General features: G+C 66.0%; 18 protein-coding genes. 10 read left to right on the top strand and 8 right to left on the bottom strand.

The window, feature by feature from the left end:
• Positions 1–151 precede the first annotated feature (151 nt).
• Entirely contained in the window at positions 152–763 is a 612-nt protein-coding gene (locus V2L32_RS09025; RefSeq protein ID WP_331236162.1) for a class I SAM-dependent methyltransferase, read from the bottom strand.
• Positions 764–1,006: 243 nt separating this feature from the next.
• Positions 1,007–1,870 (bottom strand): S-methyl-5'-thioadenosine phosphorylase, encoded by an 864-nt coding sequence (gene mtnP, locus V2L32_RS09020; protein ID WP_331236161.1) that lies wholly within the window; start codon positions 1,868–1,870, stop codon positions 1,007–1,009.
• Between the two features lie 203 nt (positions 1,871–2,073).
• On the opposite strand from mtnP, the gene V2L32_RS09015 reads away from it, so the two are divergent.
• Positions 2,074–2,523 (top strand): nucleoside deaminase, encoded by a 450-nt coding sequence (locus tag V2L32_RS09015; protein ID WP_331236160.1) that lies wholly within the window; start codon positions 2,074–2,076, stop codon positions 2,521–2,523.
• A 99-nt stretch (positions 2,524–2,622) separates the two neighbouring features.
• Here V2L32_RS09015 and V2L32_RS09010 read toward each other — a convergent pair whose 3' ends face one another.
• Positions 2,623–3,321 (bottom strand): phosphoribosyltransferase, encoded by a 699-nt coding sequence (locus tag V2L32_RS09010; protein ID WP_331236159.1) that lies wholly within the window; start codon positions 3,319–3,321, stop codon positions 2,623–2,625.
• Positions 3,322–3,438: 117 nt separating this feature from the next.
• Here V2L32_RS09010 and V2L32_RS09005 point away from each other — a divergent pair, with 117 nt between their 5' ends.
• Positions 3,439–4,470, top strand: coding sequence for a DUF7544 domain-containing protein (locus V2L32_RS09005; RefSeq protein WP_331236158.1), 1,032 nt, complete (start codon positions 3,439–3,441; stop codon positions 4,468–4,470).
• A gap of 88 nt (positions 4,471–4,558) precedes the next feature.
• Here the strand turns inward: V2L32_RS09005 and V2L32_RS09000 are convergent, their stop codons facing one another.
• On the bottom strand, positions 4,559–4,729 hold the full coding sequence (locus V2L32_RS09000) for a DUF1059 domain-containing protein (RefSeq protein ID WP_331236157.1): 171 nt from the start codon (positions 4,727–4,729) through the stop codon (positions 4,559–4,561).
• A gap of 100 nt (positions 4,730–4,829) precedes the next feature.
• On the opposite strand from V2L32_RS09000, the gene V2L32_RS08995 reads away from it, so the two are divergent.
• The 3 genes from V2L32_RS08995 (at position 4,830) to ppsA (ending at position 9,159) form a co-directional block, all read left to right on the top strand.
• Positions 4,830–5,603 (top strand): hypothetical protein, encoded by a 774-nt coding sequence (locus tag V2L32_RS08995; protein WP_331236156.1) that lies wholly within the window; start codon positions 4,830–4,832, stop codon positions 5,601–5,603.
• 59 nt (positions 5,604–5,662) lie between these two features.
• Entirely contained in the window at positions 5,663–6,577 is a 915-nt protein-coding gene (locus V2L32_RS08990; RefSeq protein WP_331236155.1) for a PhzF family phenazine biosynthesis protein, read from the top strand.
• 251 nt (positions 6,578–6,828) lie between these two features.
• Positions 6,829–9,159, top strand: coding sequence for a phosphoenolpyruvate synthase (ppsA, locus tag V2L32_RS08985; RefSeq protein WP_331236154.1), 2,331 nt, complete (start codon positions 6,829–6,831; stop codon positions 9,157–9,159).
• A gap of 45 nt (positions 9,160–9,204) precedes the next feature.
• On the opposite strand, the gene V2L32_RS08980 is transcribed toward ppsA, so the two are convergent.
• The gene (locus V2L32_RS08980; protein ID WP_331236153.1) at positions 9,205–10,563 is read right to left on the bottom strand and encodes a serpin family protein; all 1,359 of its coding nucleotides are present in this window, start codon (positions 10,561–10,563) and stop codon (positions 9,205–9,207) included.
• Between the two features lie 301 nt (positions 10,564–10,864).
• Between V2L32_RS08980 and V2L32_RS08975 the strand changes: the two genes are divergently transcribed.
• Positions 10,865–11,869, top strand: coding sequence for a S1C family serine protease (locus V2L32_RS08975; protein WP_331236152.1), 1,005 nt, complete (start codon positions 10,865–10,867; stop codon positions 11,867–11,869).
• A 45-nt stretch (positions 11,870–11,914) separates the two neighbouring features.
• On the opposite strand, the gene V2L32_RS08970 is transcribed toward V2L32_RS08975, so the two are convergent.
• A complete protein-coding gene (locus V2L32_RS08970) occupies positions 11,915–12,610 on the bottom strand; it encodes a CDGSH iron-sulfur domain-containing protein (RefSeq protein ID WP_331236151.1) in 696 nt (231 codons plus the stop codon).
• An 87-nt stretch (positions 12,611–12,697) separates the two neighbouring features.
• Here V2L32_RS08970 and V2L32_RS08965 point away from each other — a divergent pair, with 87 nt between their 5' ends.
• A complete protein-coding gene (locus V2L32_RS08965) occupies positions 12,698–13,390 on the top strand; it encodes a cupredoxin domain-containing protein (protein WP_331236150.1) in 693 nt (230 codons plus the stop codon).
• Between the two features lie 42 nt (positions 13,391–13,432).
• On the opposite strand, the gene V2L32_RS08960 is transcribed toward V2L32_RS08965, so the two are convergent.
• Complete coding sequence (locus V2L32_RS08960) at positions 13,433–13,735, bottom strand: hypothetical protein (protein ID WP_331236149.1); 303 nt, start codon at positions 13,733–13,735, stop codon at positions 13,433–13,435.
• Between the two features lie 161 nt (positions 13,736–13,896).
• On the opposite strand from V2L32_RS08960, the gene V2L32_RS08955 reads away from it, so the two are divergent.
• The 3 genes from V2L32_RS08955 to V2L32_RS08945 all read left to right on the top strand — a co-directional run bounded on the left by V2L32_RS08955 (position 13,897) and on the right by V2L32_RS08945 (position 17,386).
• Positions 13,897–14,106, top strand: coding sequence for a hypothetical protein (locus V2L32_RS08955; RefSeq protein WP_331236148.1), 210 nt, complete (start codon positions 13,897–13,899; stop codon positions 14,104–14,106).
• A 411-nt stretch (positions 14,107–14,517) separates the two neighbouring features.
• A complete protein-coding gene (gene metG, locus V2L32_RS08950) occupies positions 14,518–16,614 on the top strand; it encodes a methionine--tRNA ligase (RefSeq protein ID WP_331236147.1) in 2,097 nt (698 codons plus the stop codon).
• Between the two features lie 340 nt (positions 16,615–16,954).
• Positions 16,955–17,386: a universal stress protein gene (locus V2L32_RS08945; RefSeq protein ID WP_331236146.1), complete on the top strand. Its 432-nt coding sequence runs from the start codon at positions 16,955–16,957 to the stop codon at positions 17,384–17,386.
• 9 nt (positions 17,387–17,395) lie between these two features.
• Here V2L32_RS08945 and V2L32_RS08940 read toward each other — a convergent pair whose 3' ends face one another.
• Positions 17,396–18,739: an MFS transporter gene (locus tag V2L32_RS08940; RefSeq protein WP_331236145.1), complete on the bottom strand. Its 1,344-nt coding sequence runs from the start codon at positions 18,737–18,739 to the stop codon at positions 17,396–17,398.
• Positions 18,740–18,881 lie beyond the last annotated feature (142 nt).

Below are 18,881 nucleotides of genomic sequence, written 5' to 3'. Positions count from 1 at the left end.
TATCAGCGGTCGATCACGGCCTGGAACGCGACGCAGTGGGTGGCCCGAGTGCGACGCGGACCGGTACCCCCCACGACGCGTTTCGGAGCCGTCGCGCGGTTCGCTGATGAGTACAGTTCGTGCGTCAGAACGGTGGTCGGCGGCCCACACGTCATTCGCGGCGAAGCCGGTACCAGTGCTCGTTGGGTTTCGCCAGCACCTCGACCGGTTTGGGCGCCGTGAACTCGGAGCGGCCCAGATCGGTGACGGTCCAGCCGGGAAACACCGTCTCGAGTTCGGCTCGGGTCGCACCTCGCGGTAGCGGCCCCCGACGCTTCGGCTTCCACGCGAGCAGGAGCACGGTCGCATCGGGGGTGGCGACTGTGTCGACCTCCCGCCCCATCGCCTCGCGCTGGTCGCGGTTCAGACCGTGGTAGGTGCCCGTATCGAGCACCAGTCGGTATCCGGGGTCGATCCCGGCAGCCCGGAGCTCCGTCACGTCGCCGTGGACGAGGTCCATCTCGACACCGGCCTCCTCGACCCTGTCCCGAGCACGACGGAGCGCCTTCTCGACGGTGTCGATACCCGTGACCTGCCAGCCCCGCTTCGCCAGTTCGACACCCCAGATCCCGCTCCCGGTACCGATGTCGAGTGCGCGTCCGTAGGGTGGGTCCCGCCCTTCTTCCTCCTCGAACAGCCGGGTGATCGTCTCGATGAACTCCTCGTTCTCTATCGCGGTCTCCCACGGGTGAAAGCCCACCGCGTACGCTAACTCGTAGTTCATCGACGCCACCCCCCGAGACCGCTTTCGACCGTGTGACGCCGGCCGAGCCGACGAACGATTCGGTTCCCTCTAGTGGTCGGTGATACCATCGTCCCCTCCAGTCGTAGCGCCGATACCTACACCTCACGTCTACCCACGTCGATCACACGGGGCGCTACTCACCCGTACGTCGTGGTAGAAATTAACAGTTACCGTGGTCTGCGGTATCGGTCGACAGTCTCGTCGGACCGACACTGGGTTCCGTCACCGCTCCCCGTCGAGGTACTCGCCGGCGAGCAGGTCGACGCGCTCTCTGACCTCGTCGGGAATCGCCTCCGAAGGCGTGTTGATCGTCCCCTCGAGAGCGTTCCGACACGAACACTCCGACTCGTCGAGCGTCCGGACCGCACGGTCGACGGTCTCCTTGATCGCCTCCTCGTTCGCCGCGGCGTTCTCGAGCACCTCTTCGAGCGTTACCTGACTGTCTTCCTTCCAGACGTCGAAGTCGGTGACACCGGTGAGCGTCGCGTAACACATCTCGGCCTCGCGGGCGAGTTTCGCCTCGGGGATCGTCGTCATCCCGATGACGTCCCAGCCCTGCCCGCGGTAGAACTCGCTCTCTGCGCGCGTCGAGAACTGTGGGCCCTCGATACAGACGTACGTACCCCCGGAGACGACCTCGGCGTCGCTCGCCTCCTCCGCGGACTCCACGAGATGTGCCGAGAGGTCCGGACAGTACGGCTCGGTGAACGGCATGTGGACGACCATCCCCTCGTCGAAGAAGGTAAAAGGGCGGTGACGGGTCCGGTCGACCGCTTGATCAGGTACGACGAGCGTCTGCGGCGGCAGGTCCTCTCGCAGGCTGCCGACAGCGTTGCTCGCGACGACGTGCGTGACGCCGAGTGACTTCAGCGCGTAGACGTTCGCCCGGTAGGGCAGCATCGTCGGCGAGTACTCGTGGTTCCGGCCGTGTCGAGGGACGAACGCGATCTCTTTACCCGTCCCCTCGAGTTCGCCGATCGTCACCGGCGCGCTCGGTTCGCCGTAGGGCGTCTCGATCTCCGCTTCTCGCGTGTCGATGAGGGCGAGCGCCTCGTAGATCCCGCTCCCGCCGATGAAGCCGATCATACCGGTGCGTGGGGTGAGGGACACCTAAACCGTGTGGGTTCGGTCCGAGAGGTGCTATCGGACTCGTTCCCGACGGGATCGGGCATCGTCGACTCGAGGACCGGCGAGAGCGTCCTCGAAGCGGTCGAGCGGATCGATCGTACCGGTGGATCGGTGAGACACCCGATCCGACGCTACTTGGGGACCGGAAGCGAACCGGGGGTATGGACCCGACACCCGAGGACGAGCGGTTCACCCGACGGGCGATCGAACTCGCGCGCGAGTCGGTCGAGGAGGGCAACCGGCCGTTCGGCTCGCTGCTCGTCCACGACGGCGAGGTGGTGATGGAGGCGAAGAACAGCGTACTCACCGAAAACGACGTCCGCAGACACCCGGAACTCCACCTGGCGTACAGGGCGCGAGCGGAGCTCGACGAGGGAGTTCGACGGGAGACGACGATGTACACCTCGACCGAGCCGTGTCCGATGTGCGCGGGCGGGCTCTACTACGCCGGTCTGGACCGGGTGGTGTACAGCGTTTCGGGGCCCGAGATCGGGGAGTTCACGGGTCGAGAACCGCCGGTCCGTGCCGAGACGATCCTGGAGGGGGTCACCCGGGTCGAGGGACCGGTCTTGAACGAGGAGGGCCGAGCGGTCCACGAGGCGTTCTGGTAGCGGCCGAACGCCGGGGCGAACTCCGATCCGTACGAGCGGGAGCTGGGCGAGTCGGAACGGCCCGGGGTGATCGCGGAGGTCGGCTCGAGTCCGCCGGATTCAACCGTCGACGAGGCGCCACTCGGCGCGTTCGGTCCGTTCGATCACGTCCCGGCGCTCCATCTCGACGAGGACCTCGTTCAACCGGTTCGGCTGGGCGATCTCCATCCCGATCCGCCGCACCCCGTGATACTCGGCGAGGTAGTGACGGATCTCGTCCGCCGAGAACGACACCTCGTCGGCCTTCCCCATCACGCCGGAGATCAGGTCGACCATGTCCTCGATGAAGTTCCACGGGTAGACGACCCACGTCCACTGCTCCAAGCGCTCGCCGACGTAGTCGGGCTCGAATTCGCTCGTCCCGAGCAGCTGGAGCGTCGCTGTCCGGACGTCGGTCGCACCGCGCTCCGTGACGTACTCCTCGGCACGCTCGATCGAGCCACCCGTGTCGGCGATATCGTCGATGATGAGCACGCTCTTCCCCTCGACGCTGCCCTCGGGCATCGGGTAGCGGATCGTCGGCTCTCCGGACTTCTCGGCCGTACCGACGTAGTGTTCCATCTTCAGGCTCGTCAGGTCGTCGAGCCCGAGGAAGTCACAGAGACAGCGCCCCGCGAACCAGCCCCCGCGGGCGAGCGCGACGATCACGTCCGGCTCGAACTCGGATCGTTTGACGTCGGTGCTCACCGTCCGGCAGAGGCCGTAGATGTACTCCCAGTTCGTGATCGTACACCGGAACTCCTCGGGGAGGTCGCTCATCGCGTGTCGGTCACCACCCCGAACCAGGGCGGCTCCGTGTTAAACCGTTGCGCCTCGGTCCCGGGTACGGACCGGTGAGCCGATACGGTTTTCAGAGGGCGCGGGTATCCACGCTCCATGACGCTGTACGCGATCGAGGACCTGGACGACGCGTTCGTCGCGACCCGCGAGTTCCTCATCTCGCCGTTCTCGTTGCGACGCTGGCTGGTGCTCGCGTTCGTCGTCTTCTTCGTCGGCGGCGGCGGCGTCGGCGCGGGCAACGGCTTCAGCGGGGTGAACGCCGCGACGCCGCCCGCGACCGACACCGACCCGGGCGTCGAGGTCGGCGAGGTGGTCGCCGTCCTCACGGAGCTACTGCTCGCGAACCTCGCGCTCGTCCTCGGCGTCCTCGGGGTGCTCGCGTTCTTCGTCCTCGGGTTCATGTTCGTCGCGGCGACGATGGAGTTCGTCCTCGTCGAGTCGCTTCGCAAGGAGGAGGTCCGCCTCTTCGAGTACGCCCGGACGAACCTCGGAAAGGCGCTCTCGTTGCTCGCGTTCCGGGTCGTCCTCGCTCTGCTCGCGCTCGGGATCGTCGGTGGGCTCTTCGTGCTGGGGCTGTGGCTGGTCACGGGTGCGCCCGAGGGTATCCCCCCGAGCCTGCTCGTCCTCCTCTCGCTGGTCGGCGGACTCCTCCTGCTCTGTCTCAGCCTCACCGACAGCTTCACAACCGAGTTCGTCGTCCCGACGATGCTCGTCACCGACCGGGGGCTCGTCGGCGGCTGGCGGGCGTTCTGGCCGGTGCTCCTCGACTCCTGGAAACAGTACCTCGCTTACGCGGTCGCCGTCTTCGTCCTCGGCATCGTCGTGAGCATCCTCGTCGGGATCGCGGTCGCGATCGTCCTCACCGGCCTGGGTCTCACCTTCGGCATCGCGGGGATCGCCGTCTTCGTCCTGCTGTTCGCCGCGGGGGCAGAGCTGATCGGTGGGGTGCTCCTCGTGCTGATCGGCCTGGTCGCGCTCGCGCTCTTCCTCGTCTCGGTCGCGCTCATCCTCGTCCCCGCCGAGAGCTACCTCAGGTACTACTCGCTGTTCGTCCTCGGCGACACGGACGCCGACCTCGACCCGATTCCGGAGGTCCGTGGGTCGGTCAGAGAACGACAGTACACCTGATCCCTCGGCGGACGCTCGTGGTGTACGGACCCAGGACGACGGCGAACCGGCCGTGGGTCCCCGACGTCGACGCGACCGACCGTGGCTCTCAGAGCTCCTCGATGTACGGTGCGAGGTCCTCGTCCGTGACCTCCCGGCCGTGTACGTCCTCGAGGTGGGATCGCGCGGCCTCGTAGATCGACTCCTCGAACTCGCTGTAGACCACCACGTCGCAGTCCGCGACGTCCCGGCACTCGAACCGATAGCGCTCCGTGACCATGCGCGAGAGAGCGGTGCGAGCGCCATGTAGCTGCTGCCCGCCGGAAGACGACCCGGCTACCCCCCTCGAAGGCTATGTACGCCGGTCCCGACTGTACGGTATGGTCGAGACGGGTGCGGCCCTTTCCGTCCTCGCCGGGGCCGTCACCGCCCTGGTCGCCGTCCTCCTCACGTTCTATCTGCGGAACCGCTGGCAGGAGATCCAGTCGCTCCGGGCGATCCAGGCTGAGCTCGAGCAGAACACCGCACGGGCGAGAGAGCTCTCGGACCTCCTCACGGGCGACTTGCGCCGACAGCAGGTCGACCTCCCGATCGAGGTCCCCCGGGGAACGAAGATCGAGATCCGATACGTCGTCTCGTTTCCCGGCGCGCTCTCCACGACCGCGTTCGAGCAGCTGAAACACTCCGGCATGGTCCTTCGGCTTCCGCCCGACGTTCGGCACTCGCTGTTCGAGCTGTACGACACCATCGATCGGATCAATCGGCTGCGAGAGCACAGAGAGCGGATCCACTTCGACGACGTGGGGAACGTCCACATCGTCATCGACCCCACCGAACTAGACGTCGACCCCGAGACGTCCGTCTCCGAGGGCGACCTCCCGGAAGAGACCACGCGACGACTGGCGGACCTCCGCCGCATGCGACGGGCTATGACGGGAGTGAACGAGTCGATCCTGCGCCTGATCGGTACGATCGCTCCCCCCGAGATGCTCGAAGACGGCGAGCTGCGTTCGTTCGTGGAGGTCGAGCACCGACGCGGTCCGCAACGGGGATCTGACGGACAGCCCTCGGCCGTAGAGAGGACGGATCTCGAGGAGATGCGCTCGGTTCTGCGCGACGTCGAGCGGAGGTCGCCCTGGTCCAGGTTCATGTGAGGACGATGGCGGCCGAGGAAAGCCCCAACACCTACGTCCGAGAGCGTCCCACTCCGCGTATGACCGATCGGACCGAGGTCCGCGCCTGTCTCGTCGACGCCTTCACGGACGAACCGCTCAGTGGGAACGTCGCGGGGGTCGTCCCGGATGCAACGGGCCTCTCCGACGAACAGTGCCGGGCGGTCGCCCGCGAACTGAACGCGAGCGAGACGGCCTTTCTGACCAGGAGCGACGGTGCCGACCGCCGGATCCGCTACTTCACGCCGACGACCGAGGTGGACCTCTGCGGGCACGCGACGGTCGCCGCGCACGCGTTGCTCCGGGAGGACGGAGCGATCGGACCTGGAACGCACACCCTGGAGACGAACGTCGGAGTGCTCGACATCGACGTCGAGGAGGACGGGACGGTCTGGATGACACAGGACGAGCCGGTGGTCGAGGAGGTCGACCTCGATCCCGAAGCGGTCGCGGAGACGCTCGGGATCGATCCGGAGTCGATCGAGACGCTCGCTTCCGACCTCCCGATCGCGCGTGCCTCGACCGGCCTCCCCTTCCTCGTCGTCCCGGTGGACTTCCTCTCGGCGCTCGGCAGTGCCGATCCGGAGATGGACGTGGTGAAACGACTCTGCGAGTCCGTCGACACCGTGGGACTCTACGCCTTCACCTTCGACACCCTCGACGCGGACTCGACGCTCCACGGCCGGGCGTTCGTCCCCTCACTGGGGATCCCGGAGGACCCCGTCACCGGAACGGCGAGCGGTGCTGTAGGAGGGTACCTCGCTCACGTGGGTGCGTTCTCGCCGATACCCGACGTGCTCCGGTTCGAGCAGGGCCACTACGTCGACCGACCGGGGACGGTGCGGGTGCGCGTCGGCGAGGAGGTGCGCGTCGGCGGGCGTGCGGTCGTCTCGCTCGACGGTACGCTCTCGGTTCCCGAACCCGAGGCCGACGGGACCGGGATCATCGAAGCCTAACCGACGATAGCTACCCCCTAATCGGAACGGGTCGGACCGGGCCGGGCTGGGCCGTTCACGGCGGGTCGCCCGGGGGTGCGTCGGCGACGAGTGATGGGACTACAACCGTCCTTACGAGTGAACGTAGTTATCGCTCCCGTAACCCCCGACGGGAACCCTTCGATTCACTCGCCGTCGAGTGGTCGATCGCGCCGCTCGCGAGTGCTGTCGCAACCCTTTTCATCGGTCTCGGTGAGGTCACTCACACGACAATGGCGCTACTGTGGCTGGAGGATATCGGAGCCGGAGACCTCGAGACGGTGGGCGGGAAGGGCGCGTCGCTCGGCGAACTTGCCGGCGCGGGGCTGCCGGTGCCGCCCGCGTTCGTCGTCACCGCCGGGACCTATCGAACCTTCGTCGAGGAGGCGGGGATCGCGGACGAGCTCGAGGAGGTCGTGGCCGTCGACGTCGAGGAGTCGCCGGCGCTCTCGGCGGCGGCCGACCGGGCACAGTCGCTGATCCTCGAGACGGAGGTGCCCGGAGAGCTCGGAGAGGAGATCCTCGCCGCCTACGACGAGTTCGGCGACGGACCGTTCGTCGCGGTTCGGTCCTCCGCGACCGCCGAGGACCTCCCGGACGCGAGCTTCGCCGGGCAACAGGAGACGTTCCTCAACGTCACCCGCGAGGACCTCCTCCAACGAGTGAAAGAGTGCTGGGCGTCACTGTTCACCCAGCGGGCGATCTACTACCGGAAACAGCAGGGCTTCGACACCGAGGTCGTGAACATCGCGGTCGTCGTCCAGCGGATGGTCGACGCGGAGAAGAGCGGCGTGCTCTTCACCAGCCACCCCTCCAGCGGCGATCCCGTCTCGATCGTCGAGGCGGCGTGGGGGCTCGGCGAGGCGGTCGTCTCCGGCACCGTCTCCCCGGACAACTACGTGATCGACCGCGAGAGCGGAACGGTCGAGGACGTGACCGTCTCGACGAAGCGGACGATGTGCGTGCGCGACGAGGAGACCGGCGAGACGGTCGAACGCGAGGTGCCCGAGGGGAAACAGGACGAGCGGGTGCTCGGCGACGACGATCTGCGCGACCTCGTCGAGATCGGCGAGCGCGTCGAAGAGCACTACGGCACCCCACAGGACGTCGAGTGGGCGATGGTCGACGGCGAAGTCTACATGCTCCAGTCGCGGCCGATCACGACGATCGATACGGGGGGGATCGAGGAGGCGCCCGACGCCGAGAGCGGCTCCGGAATGAAGGGGATCACCGACGGCGACGGCGGGCAGTCGGTCGCCTACGACGAGTACGAGGGCGATGCGGACGAACTCGTCCACGGCCTCGGGGCGAGCCCGGGGGTCGTATCGGGGACGGTAAAGATCGTGGCGAAGCTCGACCAGCTCGACAAGGTCGAGGAGGGCGACATTCTCGTGACCGAGATGACGACGCCCGACATGGTGCCCGCGATGCGCCGGGCGGCGGGTATCGTCACCGACGAGGGCGGGATGACGAGTCACGCCTCGATCGTCTCGCGCGAACTCGGCGTCCCCGCGGTGGTCGGAACCGGGAACGCGACGAAGCGGCTCGAAGACGGCCAGTACGTGCGGCTCGACGGCGAGCGCGGCAGCGTCGAGGCAGCCAGCCCGGACGAGGAACCGCCGGTCGAGGAGTCACCCGATCCGGTGGAGGCGGCGAGACCGGAGACCCCGGTGAAGCCGATGACCGCGACGGAAGTGAAGGTGAACGTTTCGATCCCCGAAGCGGCGGCGCGCGCGGCCGCGACCGGCGCGGACGGCGTCGGCCTCCTCCGGATCGAGCACATGATCCTCTCGCTCGGCAAGACCCCCTCGAAGTTCATCGCGGACGAGGGCGAGCGCGCGTACGTCGACGAGATCGTCCAGGGCATTCGGACCGTCGCCGACGAGTTCTACCCCCGTCCCGTTCGGGTTCGCACCCTCGACGCGCCGACCGACGAGTTCCGGTCGATGGAGGGCGGCGACGACGAACCCCACGAACACAACCCGATGCTCGGGTACAGAGGGATCCGTCGGTCGCTCGACCGACCCGAGGTGTTCGGCCACGAGCTCTCGGCGTTCCGCCGACTCTACGAGATGGGCTACGACAACGTCGAGATCATGTTCCCGCTCGTGAACGACGCCGAGGACGTGATCCGGGCCAGGGAGCTGCTGAGAGAGGCAGGCGTCGACCCGAACCGGCGGACCTGGGGCGTGATGATCGAGACGCCCGCGAGCGCGCTCTCCGTCGAGGGGATGGCCGACGCGGGCATCGACTTCGCCTCCTTCGGGACGAACGACCTCACCCAGTACACCCTCGCGGTCGACCGGAACAACGAGATGGTCGCCGACCGCTTCGACGAGCTCCACCCCGCGGTGCTCTCGCTGATCGGCAGGACGATCGAGCGCTGTCGGGAGGCCGGCGTGAAGACGAGCATCTGCGGGCAGGCCGGCTCGAAGCCGAAGATGGTCGAGTTCCTCGTGAACGAGGGCGTGAGTTCGATCAGCGCGAACATCGACGCCGTCCGCGACGTCCAGCACGAGGCGAAACGCGTCGAACAGAAGCTGCTGATGGACTCGATCCGGTAGCTGACCGTTCGACCCGTGATCGCGAGCGAGAGCACGGCCGACGCGTCAGCCCTGCGCCTCGCTCGCGTCGACGACGCGGCCGACGAACAGCACGGTTTCCGTGACCCGGTCCCGGATCAGGTAGAGAAACGGCCGGTCGACGACGAACTCGAACTCGGGCTCCGGTGGAGCCGATTCCTCCATCACGACCGCGGTCGCGGCAGCTGCTTCGGTGCCCTCCTCGTCGACGGCCACGACGCTCTCGTGGATCACGTCGTCGATCCAGAGCCCGCCGCCGTCGACCATCCCACTGAAGTCGGCGTCGCTCCCGAACGCGGAGGGCATCCCGAGCTCCGAGAGCGCCTCGGGGAGACTCACCTCGGTTCCGTGTTCGAAATTCGGCATCGTCAAATCGCCGGGGGTCGGTTCGAGCGCCCCCGTGATCTCGCCCAGTCGATCGGGCGTGAACCCGGCTTCGAACGCCTCGAACTCGCCCTCGTCGGGGACTAACAGGGTCATCGCGAGGTCGCCGCCGACGTACGGCAGTTCGATCGCCTGTGCGCCGTCGAGGTCGACGTACTCGAACGACACCGTCTCGGAGTGACTCATCAGCGGGACGTCGACGATATCGCCGTCGAGCGTCGTGAACTCACCATCCGTGGTCTCGTCCCCGTCGAACGGTGTCGCCCAGTCGCCGCGGAAGTAGAGCGCGTTCGTGAGGACGAGCACCGTCGAGGCGTCGATCGAGCCCTCGGGGAGAAGCTCCTCGATCAGCTCCTCGGTACGGGCCTCGACCCAAGCGTTGATCTCCTCGCGCGTGCCGTCGGGGTCGCCCTCGAAGTCCATCTCGGTGAGCCCCGCCCCGTAGTACTCCTCGGTCTCGTCGAGGAACTCGTCACGGAACGGATAGCCCTCCTGACCCCAGAGGGCGTTCGCCACGCGGAGGGTGACGCTCAGTTCGTCGTCGTCATCACCGTCGCTCTCGGGGTCCTCGCCCTCCTCGTCGCGGTCGGCCAGTTCGTGAGCGAGCGTGGCGAACGCCTCGTGAGTCTCCTCTTCGAGGGTGAACCGAAGCGTCTCCACCATCTCCTCGGCCGTCTCGCCGCGAGCACCCGCGTACGTCATCGCGAGCGCGATGGAGATGCTGTACGGCGAAACGACGAGGTTTCCACTCTCCTCGGCGACGAGCCACTCGAAGAGGTCGAACGCGAACCGGGTGTTGCCGGCGACCAGTTCGGTGAGGATCTCGTCGTCCACCTCGGGACCGACCGGTTCGGACGGCGTGCGATGGTCCGCCCCGTCCGACGGCTCCGGTGTCCTGTCGTCCGTGTCCGTCCCGTTCGAGGGGTCGTCGCCGAGACAGCCGGCGAGCGGGGAGACAGTGAGCGCACAGGCGGTGAGCAGGTCACGTCTGCGAACATTCATATCTACACTACGATACATTCTGGTAAAGCACTTCCGTAGACGCAAAAATCGGTTTGCGTTATCCGATCGCCCGCACCACCCCTACGAGAAGGACGTCGGAACGTACCCCAGTTGGCCAACTGCGAGAGTATCAAGAGTGACCCCGGTGAGCGAGACGGATCGCGTCGACGAGTCGAGGGCTCGCGCCGTGGTACCGGATGACATTTACGTGGCCGCCCCTTACCTCGAGTTAGTGTAGCCGGAGGAGTCCGGACGGTCGGGAAAGCGGCTGGTCCGAGGGTCTTTCGGGCATCACCGGAAAATGAACGAGGAGACCACCTACGAGGAGCTGTATCGAACCGTCGTACCCTCGGTCGTCTCGGTCTACGTGGCCCGAGACGTCGAGCGAGGGGCACGCGCTGGCGCCGGATCGGGCTTCGTCTACGACGCGGAACACGTCCTCACGAACCAGCACGTCGTCGGGGCGAGCGAGGAGGTCGAGCTACGCTTCAGTCGCGGCGAGTGGCGAGCCGGCAGCGTCGTCGGGAGCGACGCCTACACCGATCTGGCCGTCGTCTCGGTCGCGGACCTGCCCGACTACGCAGGAGCACTCCCGGTCGCGACGAGCATCCCGAGTCCGGGCCGCCGCGTCGCCGCGCTCGGTAACCCGATGGGCCTCGACGGGACGATCACGACCGGGATCGTGAGCGGGATCGGGCGCTCGACGCCCACCGGAACCGGCTTCGCGATCCCCGACACGGTACAGACCGACGCGCCGATCAACCCCGGCAACAGCGGCGGCCCGCTCGTCACCCTCGACGGCGAGGTGGTGGGGGTGAACCGCGCTCGCACCGGGGACAACATCGGTTTCGCCATCTCGCCGGCGATCGTCAGTCGGGTCGTGCCGACGCTCGTCGCCGAGGGGCGCTACGACCACCCGTATCTCAACGTCAGGACGGTCGACGTCTCGCCGTCGGTCGCCGAGGCGAACGGGCTCGACGAACCCCGCGGCGTGCTCGTCATCGACGTCCCGCTCGGACCCTCGAGCGCCGCGCTCGTCGGGAGCGACGCGACGACGGTCGTGCGCGGCCGCGAGGTCCCGGTCGGCGGCGACGTCATCGTCGGGATCGGCGGGACCGAGGTCCGCTCACACGAGGAGTTGACGCGGTATCTCATCCTCGAGACCCGCCCCGGCGAAACCGTCGAGGTCGACGTCGTACGTGAGGGTCGCCGACTGACCGAACACCTCACGCTCGGGGGTCGCCCGCACACGGGGACCCGCCGGATCCGGGGCGGGGAGGGCGGAGCCGAGATCCCGATCGAGTGAGTCCGGTTCGTACCGACGGGGGTGGCCGGGCCGTGCGGTGACCGGTTACGAGACACGGTCCTCGCCCGTCCGGTTCCGCCCACCAGTGTCCTCGCCCGTGAACCCGACCTCCCGATGTGAACCGTCACAGAACGGCTTCTCGCCCGACGCCCCGTAGCGACAGAGCGCCGTCTCGGTCCCGCTGTATGAGTCCCCGTCGGTCCCGTTGATCCCGAAGCTCCCGCTCAGTTCGACCGGTCCACCGGGGACCGGGGTGAGGACGAGCGACCCCGACGGCGGCTCCCGGTCGGTGACACGTTCCCCGCTCCCGATCGTTCCTCGATCCTCGAACCCCGCCTCGTCGTGGCTGCCGTCACAGAGCGGCGTGTTCCCCGACGAGCCGCAGCGACAGAGTGCGATCCGCGCATCAGTGAGGAGTGTCTCGCCGTCCGGCGTCTCGACCGAGAGGTCACCGTGGAGGTGGAGCGGGCCGTCGGAGGCGACCACGATCCGGTTTCTCTCCGGGACTGGCTCGCCCGACCCGCCGTCGACCCGCTCGAACCCGAGCGCGTCGGTCGGACAGTCCATCACGACTCTCGCCACGGAATCGAGGTCGGCCGCGTCGGGGTCGATCCAGGGTCGGGCGTCGGCGTCGAACACCTCGGGGAGCCCCTCGACACACGCTCGCACGTGGATGCAGCGGTTCACGTCGTACCGAACACTGATCCCCTCGCCGGCATACTCGTATTTCTCCTCGTCCATGCGTACGTCTATCGTAGCCCACGGGAGGACCTGTACGTTCGGGAGCCGAGCCAGTCGGTTGAAGTCCGCCCGCCGCAACGGATCGGTATGAGACGACGGACCTGGCTCGTGGCGGTCGGGACGGCGCTGGCCGGGACGGCAGGCTGTGCTGACCTCGGCGGAGGCGACGACGGGGAGGGTGAGAGCGACGCTGCGTCCGGCGACACCCCGGAGGGCGACGATACGGCGACCGACGGCGAGACGTCGACCGACGACGAACCGGACGACGGGTCGGCGGACGACGCGCTCGACGAGGGAGACGGGGACGACGATCCCGAGCAGGGGGCGGGCGCCGAGGACGACCCGGATCCCTCTGAGGTCGTCGCGAACGACGAGCCAGCAGCGGAGCAGGTCGTCCGGATCGCCCACGACACCCCGCGCGGGTTCGACCCGGACGTCGCGTGGATCGAGGTCGGAGGGACCGTCACCTGGGAGAGCGAGGCGCGCGACCAACACGACACCGCCTCGATCGAGGGCCGGATTCCCGAGGAAGCGAACGGCTGGACGAGCGGATTTCTGGAGGGGGGTGAGACGTACTCGCGGACGTTCGAGACGGAGGGCGTTTACGACTACGTCTGTACGCTCCACGAGACCCGGATGGTCGCGAGCGTGCTCGTGGGCGAACCCGACCCGGACGGACAGCCGGGCCTCGCGGAACCGGGCGACGAGGCGGGCGAGGCGAACCCGGACGCGATCGGGGCGCTCAACGAGCGAACGCGGGCGCTGCTCAAGGGCGAGTGAAACCGGAAAGATCGAATCGTCCCCAGCTCGAGCGTTGTCCTTCTAGCGGAACGAGAGGCCCTTCTCGAGCGTCTCGGAGATCGAGAGCTGCTCGAAGTAGCCCGCGGCACTCAGCAGCGTCGGCGCCCAAAGGCCGACGAAGATGCCCGCTTCCTTGTCGCCCTTCACGTAGAAGAGGAACCACGAGAGCGCGACCGACGCACCCGCGGCGACCGCGATCGGGTCGGCGGCCGCGTCGTAGGCGTCCTCTGACTCCGCCAGGGTGGACTCGTTCTCGTTTGTCGTCTCGTCGGCGTCCTCGGCCTGCTCCGGCTCGTCGTCGGCGTTCGAGTTGAGTAGTTCCATGCACTCCCGACGAGGGGCCGGCCCCGGATAGGTTCCGGGCCGGTGTGTGCAGGCCGCCCGGTTCGGTGGGCTCGATCGCGGACTGGACCCTCCGAAACGGTCCTCACCCACCTCACACGGCGGTGGTGCGCGCCTCGTAGTGGGCCGCGTGATACGCTCAGATGGGCACGTCCCACCGAGAACGCGAACAGGAGTCCGAGGAGACCGACGACGCCCGCGACGGACACCGGCTCGGTGACACCGAACGGGACGCCGACGAGCGTTGGCGACACGATAACCGACGAGAGCAGCGGGCCGACGACCGGGATCGGCGAGAGGACCGTACGGAGGCCGAACCCGACGGCCCCGACGCCGAACGCACCGCGACGTAGAGCGATTTCTCGATCGTGACCGATGTGGCCGGGGAGAGGACGCCTCTCGTAGCCCCCGTGTGGTGTCGCTCTGCACCCCCTGTCGTACGCAACGCATAACCCCATCGTAGTCGTTCGGGGCGCGTGACCGACCGCGAGGTTTTTTATCGAGCGGACGGACGGGTAGCCGTGTACGTGACGGCTCTTACGGGCGGCCTCCACATGCGCATGCGGTGAGAGTCACGCGAGGCGACTCGCGTCGTCGTCCGGAAGGACTCGCCACCGAGCCGGGTCATACCGGCGCTGGGGCGGGTGAAACCGTGCGTCGTTCGTTTTCGATCCGATCGCTCGCCGAGAACACCACAGCACACACAGCATGAACCGAAACCAGCGGGCTTTACCCGCACACCGACGAGGGGGCAGACGAGAACGATGAGAGAGGACTTCCCGACGGACCGACCGGCGGTCGTCACCTGTGGACTGCCGTACGCGAACGGCGACCTCCACATCGGCCACCTCAGGGGCTACGTCAGCGCAGACGTGTTCACCCGCGCGCTGCGACGCCTCGGCCAGGACGCGATCTACGTCAGTGGCTCGGACATGCACGGCACGCCGATCGCGGTGAACGCCGCGAAGGAGGGAACCGACCCGGAGACGTTCGCGCTCGCCTACCACGAGCAGTACCGGGAGACGTTCCCCCGGTTCAACGTCGACTTCGACAACTACGGCCACACCCACGACGAGACGAACACCGAACTGACGAAGGAGATCGTCCGCACGCTTGAGGAAGGAGGCCACGTCTACGAGAAGGCGATCAAGGTCGCCTACGACCCGGAGGCCGGACAGTACTTACCCGATAGGTTCGTCGAGGGGAGCTGTCCGTACTGTGGCGAGCACGCCCGCGGCGACGAGTGTGACGAGGGCTGTGGCAGACACTTAGAACCAGGCGAGATCGAGGAGCCGGTCTCGGCGATCACCGGTAACCCGGCGGAGTACCGGGACAGAGAGCACAAGTTCTTCCGCGTCTCGGCCTTCGAGGAGTACCTCACGGAGTTCTTGGACGGTCTCGAGGGGACCTCGAACGCCCGGAACCAGCCCCGACAGTGGATCGAGGACGGCCTGCAGGACTGGTGTATCACCCGCGACATGGACTGGGGGATCGACTACCCCGGCGAGGAGGAAGAAGACCTCGTCCTCTACGTCTGGGTCGACGCCCCGATCGAGTACGTCGCGAGCACGAAACAGTACTCCGAGCGCGTCGGCGTGGACGAGTACGACTGGGAGGAGGTCTGGAAGGAAGGCGGCGAGATCGTCCACGTGATCGGCCGCGACATCATCCAGCACCACACGGTCTTCTGGCCGGCGATGCTCGAGGCCGCGGGCTACACCGCTCCGAGAGCGGTCTGTGCGACCGGCTTCATCACGATCGACGGGAAGGGACTCTCGACCTCGCGCAACCGGGCGATCTGGGCGAGAGAGTACTTAGACGAGGGTTTTCACCCCGACCTCCTCCGGTACTACCTCGCGACCAACGGCGGCTTCCAGCAGGACGTCGACTTCTCCTGGGAGAAGTTCGCGGACCGGGTCAACGGCGAACTCGTGGGGACGATCGGCAACTTCCTCTACCGGAGCCTGCTGTTCGCTCATCGCACCTACGACGGCACACCGGACGTCGAGGTCTCTCCGGAGATCGAACGCGAGATCGAGGGCGCCCTCTCGAACTTCGGCGAGGCGGTCAACGAGTACTCTGTACGGGCGATCGGCCAGGCTGCGCTCTCACTCGCCCGCGTCGGGAACGAGTACATCCAGCGCAACGAGCCGTGGAACCTCGTCGACGACGATCCCGAACGCGCGGCGCGGGTGATTCGCGACTGTGTCCAGCTGGCGAAGGCCGTCGCCGTGCTGCTCTACCCCGTCGCTCCCGGAAAGGCGGCGACGCTCTGGGAGGGCCTCGGCGAGGAGGGTTCGATAGAAACGGTCTCGCTCGACGCGGCGTTCGAGGCCCCGCCCTCCGAGTTCGACGAACCGGAGGCGCTCTTCGAGAAGGTCGAGGACGATCGGGTGTCGGACCTCGAGGCGACGCTGGAGGAGAAGATCGCCGCCGCTACGGACGACCGAGCGGACGAGGCGGACGCCGACGAGGCTCCGACGCTGAAGGAGGACGCCGAGGAGGAGCCGGTCGAGGCGGCGGATCTCGAACCGCTCGTCGAGGACAGGATCGGCTTCGAGGAGTTCCAGGACCTCGACATCCGCGTGGGCGAGGTGGTCGCCGCCGAGGGGATCGACGGCGCGGACGACCTCGCGAGGCTCGAGGTCGACATCGGCGTCGAGACGCGCCAGGTCGTCGCGGGGATCAAACGGCTCCACGACCTCGATACGCTTCCGGGTGAGACGGTCGTCCTGCTCGCGAACATCGAGAAGGCCGAACTGTTCGGCGTCGAGTCGAACGGGATGGTGCTCGCGGCCGGCGAGGAGGCCGACCTGCTCACGACCCACGGCGACGCGAAACCGGGCGAGAAGGTCCGCTGATCGTGGGGTAGTTCGGATTTTCGTGTAGTCTTCTGTTATTCGGATCGTTGACGGTGATTCTCCTAGTACCTGTTCTGAGCGAGGTACGCGACGGTTCGCAGACCGGATCTCCTGTTCTCATCCGAATCGATTAGTGCAGGAGGTGTAGTTATCGGTAGTAGCCCTCTCTGCTGGCTATCAAGTCTGATAGATGTATAGAAAGGATGAGTGCTGCACTGAGAAGCGGGGGTATCAAACGTAAGCCATTCATGATGTTTGAAAGGCGATATCAAGCTGCGACTGACTATGTTCCTGAAAGAAATGCCGATCATTTAACACGGTTCCGGCGCTACCACTCCCCATGAACGAACGGATCCTCGTCCCGTATGATGATTCAGGACCCGCTCGATATGCACTCAAAGAAGCACTCGAGGCATTCAACGCCGATGAAATCATTCTCCTGCATGTCGTCGATACCGCTGACTTCACTCACGGCCCCGAAGGCGGAGCTGCAGAGAGTCTCTACGAAGCCAAGAAAGAAGACGCGATGGAACTCTTCGAAGAAGCCCAGAACGCCGCCGACGAATACAACGTGTCATTGGAAACCGTCCTCGAGACCGGACAGCCTGCGGAGGAGATCATTCGTTACGCTAAAGCCAATGATATCGATCATATCGTTATCGGGAGCCACGGCCGCTCCGGTCTCTCCCGAATCCTGCTCGGCAGTGTTGCCGAACGTGTTCTTCGGAACGCACCCGTCTCGGTGATGATCGCCCGACGGGCCAACGAGTAGCTCGGTCGATCAGTGAACTGGGGTATCCTCGATCCCTTCCCCGCCTTCGGGTTCCGACACGGTGTATTTGAGCACGATCATGACTCCCACGCAGATCGTACTCAGGACGGCGAAGAGGACAAAGCCCCAGGCATAGCCGACCACGCCGTAGAGGTCGACGAACACGCCAAGTACGGGGAGAATCACGAGCGTTCCAGTACCGCCGATCCCACCGATCCAGCCTGATGCACCGCCGACCGCCTCCGGCACGTACTTGGGTACCAGCTCGAAAATCGCAGCGTTCACGATCCCCATCCCGGTTCCGATCACCATCATCCCGACAAAGGCCGGGACGAACGCCTGTGAAAACATGACGATCACCCCTCCAATGGCCATGATCGCGAAGCTGACGATCCCGACGTTCTCTCCCCCGAACCGATCACTCAGCGAGCCTCCAGGAATTCTGATTAGCGAGCCGTAGACAACGAAGATACCGGCTAACAGGCCAGCTATCGTTAGACTGAATTCGTGAAACTGATTCCAGTACGTCGGATACCACGTAGAGAGGGCCGTAAACCCACCTCCGAAGGAGATCGTGTACATGAACACGAGCGCCCAGGTCTTTTTGTTTGAGGAGGATTTCTTCAACGATTCCTTGGTACTGCCCGCTGGAAAGACGTCTTGACCGAGCTCGGACGCGACCGTTTTCGCTTTCTCCCGGTTAACCCCATCCTTCCGCAGCTGAAAATAGTACGAATCGACCGCATAGACGGCGTAAAACACCGTGACAAGTACCATTGCTGCGAACCAGCCGGCGTAGGCCAGCGTCAATCCAGCTGCCCCGATCGCAATCGGCATCGCGAAATTGGCAATTCCCGGCCCGATGTTGCCGGCACCGGCGAAGACCCCCATCGCGTATCCCTGTTGGTCACTCGGGTACCAGTAGGAGGTCTGGGCGATCCCGACCGAAAACGTCGCCCCACCACAGCCCGCCAGGATGCCGAACAGCAACAGGAGGGGGTAGAGGTGTGAGCCGAAATTATCCGGGTACGTGACGAGAAGGAGGACGACCAAGCCAGCGATCCCGATACAGGTCAGTATGAGAAGGACGAGAAACGGCTTTTTGCCACCGGCGTCGTCCACCCATGCCCCGAACGGAATGCGTAACAGCGCTTTCGTAATGTGAGGGGACGACAACAGCAAGCCGAGCATCGCGCCGGACAGCCCCAGTGATTCCTGAAACGTAGGGCCCGCAACGCCGTAAAAGACGATGACAGTGAGCGAGACGAAAAAGCCGATCGTCGCGATACTCATCCCTCGGCGGGGAGTTCCGGTAAGGTTGTATTCGCGTTTTAGTCGTTCCTCGTCGGCCATCGACGAACGCTATTGATGCCGAGGTCATAATGCTGGCGAAGTTAAATTTTCACATATTACAAATTATACAACAGTATTCGTACAGCCTTAGGCAAGATTAGGTGAAATAAGGTGCGCTCGTGCATCTCGCACGACGCTCCGA

It is taken from the genome of Halalkalicoccus sp. CGA53 (assembly GCF_036429475.1).
Taxonomy (GTDB): Archaea; Halobacteriota; Halobacteria; order Halobacteriales; family Halalkalicoccaceae; genus Natronorarus; species Natronorarus salvus.
Note: the sequence above shows the minus strand (reverse complement) of the source record. Positions and strands in the feature narration are given on the sequence as shown.

Bases quoted from the DNA above. Each gene is read 5' to 3' on its own strand.
- V2L32_RS09025 (WP_331236162.1), bottom strand. From the start codon at position 763: ATGAACTACGAGTTAGCGTACGCGGTGGGCTTTCACCCGTGGGAGACC.
- mtnP (WP_331236161.1), bottom strand. From the start codon at position 1,870: ATGATCGGCTTCATCGGCGGGAGCGGGATCTACGAGGCGCTCGCCCTC.
- V2L32_RS09015 (WP_331236160.1), top strand. From the start codon at position 2,074: ATGGACCCGACACCCGAGGACGAGCGGTTCACCCGACGGGCGATCGAA.
- V2L32_RS09010 (WP_331236159.1), bottom strand. From the start codon at position 3,321: ATGAGCGACCTCCCCGAGGAGTTCCGGTGTACGATCACGAACTGGGAG.
- V2L32_RS09005 (WP_331236158.1), top strand. From the start codon at position 3,439: ATGACGCTGTACGCGATCGAGGACCTGGACGACGCGTTCGTCGCGACC.
- V2L32_RS09000 (WP_331236157.1), bottom strand. From the start codon at position 4,729: ATGGTCACGGAGCGCTATCGGTTCGAGTGCCGGGACGTCGCGGACTGC.
- V2L32_RS08995 (WP_331236156.1), top strand. From the start codon at position 4,830: ATGGTCGAGACGGGTGCGGCCCTTTCCGTCCTCGCCGGGGCCGTCACC.
- V2L32_RS08990 (WP_331236155.1), top strand. From the start codon at position 5,663: ATGACCGATCGGACCGAGGTCCGCGCCTGTCTCGTCGACGCCTTCACG.
- ppsA (WP_331236154.1), top strand. From the start codon at position 6,829: ATGGCGCTACTGTGGCTGGAGGATATCGGAGCCGGAGACCTCGAGACG.
- V2L32_RS08980 (WP_331236153.1), bottom strand. From the start codon at position 10,563: ATGAATGTTCGCAGACGTGACCTGCTCACCGCCTGTGCGCTCACTGTC.
- V2L32_RS08975 (WP_331236152.1), top strand. From the start codon at position 10,865: ATGAACGAGGAGACCACCTACGAGGAGCTGTATCGAACCGTCGTACCC.
- V2L32_RS08970 (WP_331236151.1), bottom strand. From the start codon at position 12,610: ATGGACGAGGAGAAATACGAGTATGCCGGCGAGGGGATCAGTGTTCGG.
- V2L32_RS08965 (WP_331236150.1), top strand. From the start codon at position 12,698: ATGAGACGACGGACCTGGCTCGTGGCGGTCGGGACGGCGCTGGCCGGG.
- V2L32_RS08960 (WP_331236149.1), bottom strand. From the start codon at position 13,735: ATGGAACTACTCAACTCGAACGCCGACGACGAGCCGGAGCAGGCCGAG.
- V2L32_RS08955 (WP_331236148.1), top strand. From the start codon at position 13,897: ATGGGCACGTCCCACCGAGAACGCGAACAGGAGTCCGAGGAGACCGAC.
- metG (WP_331236147.1), top strand. From the start codon at position 14,518: ATGAGAGAGGACTTCCCGACGGACCGACCGGCGGTCGTCACCTGTGGA.
- V2L32_RS08945 (WP_331236146.1), top strand. From the start codon at position 16,955: ATGAACGAACGGATCCTCGTCCCGTATGATGATTCAGGACCCGCTCGA.
- V2L32_RS08940 (WP_331236145.1), bottom strand. From the start codon at position 18,739: ATGGCCGACGAGGAACGACTAAAACGCGAATACAACCTTACCGGAACT.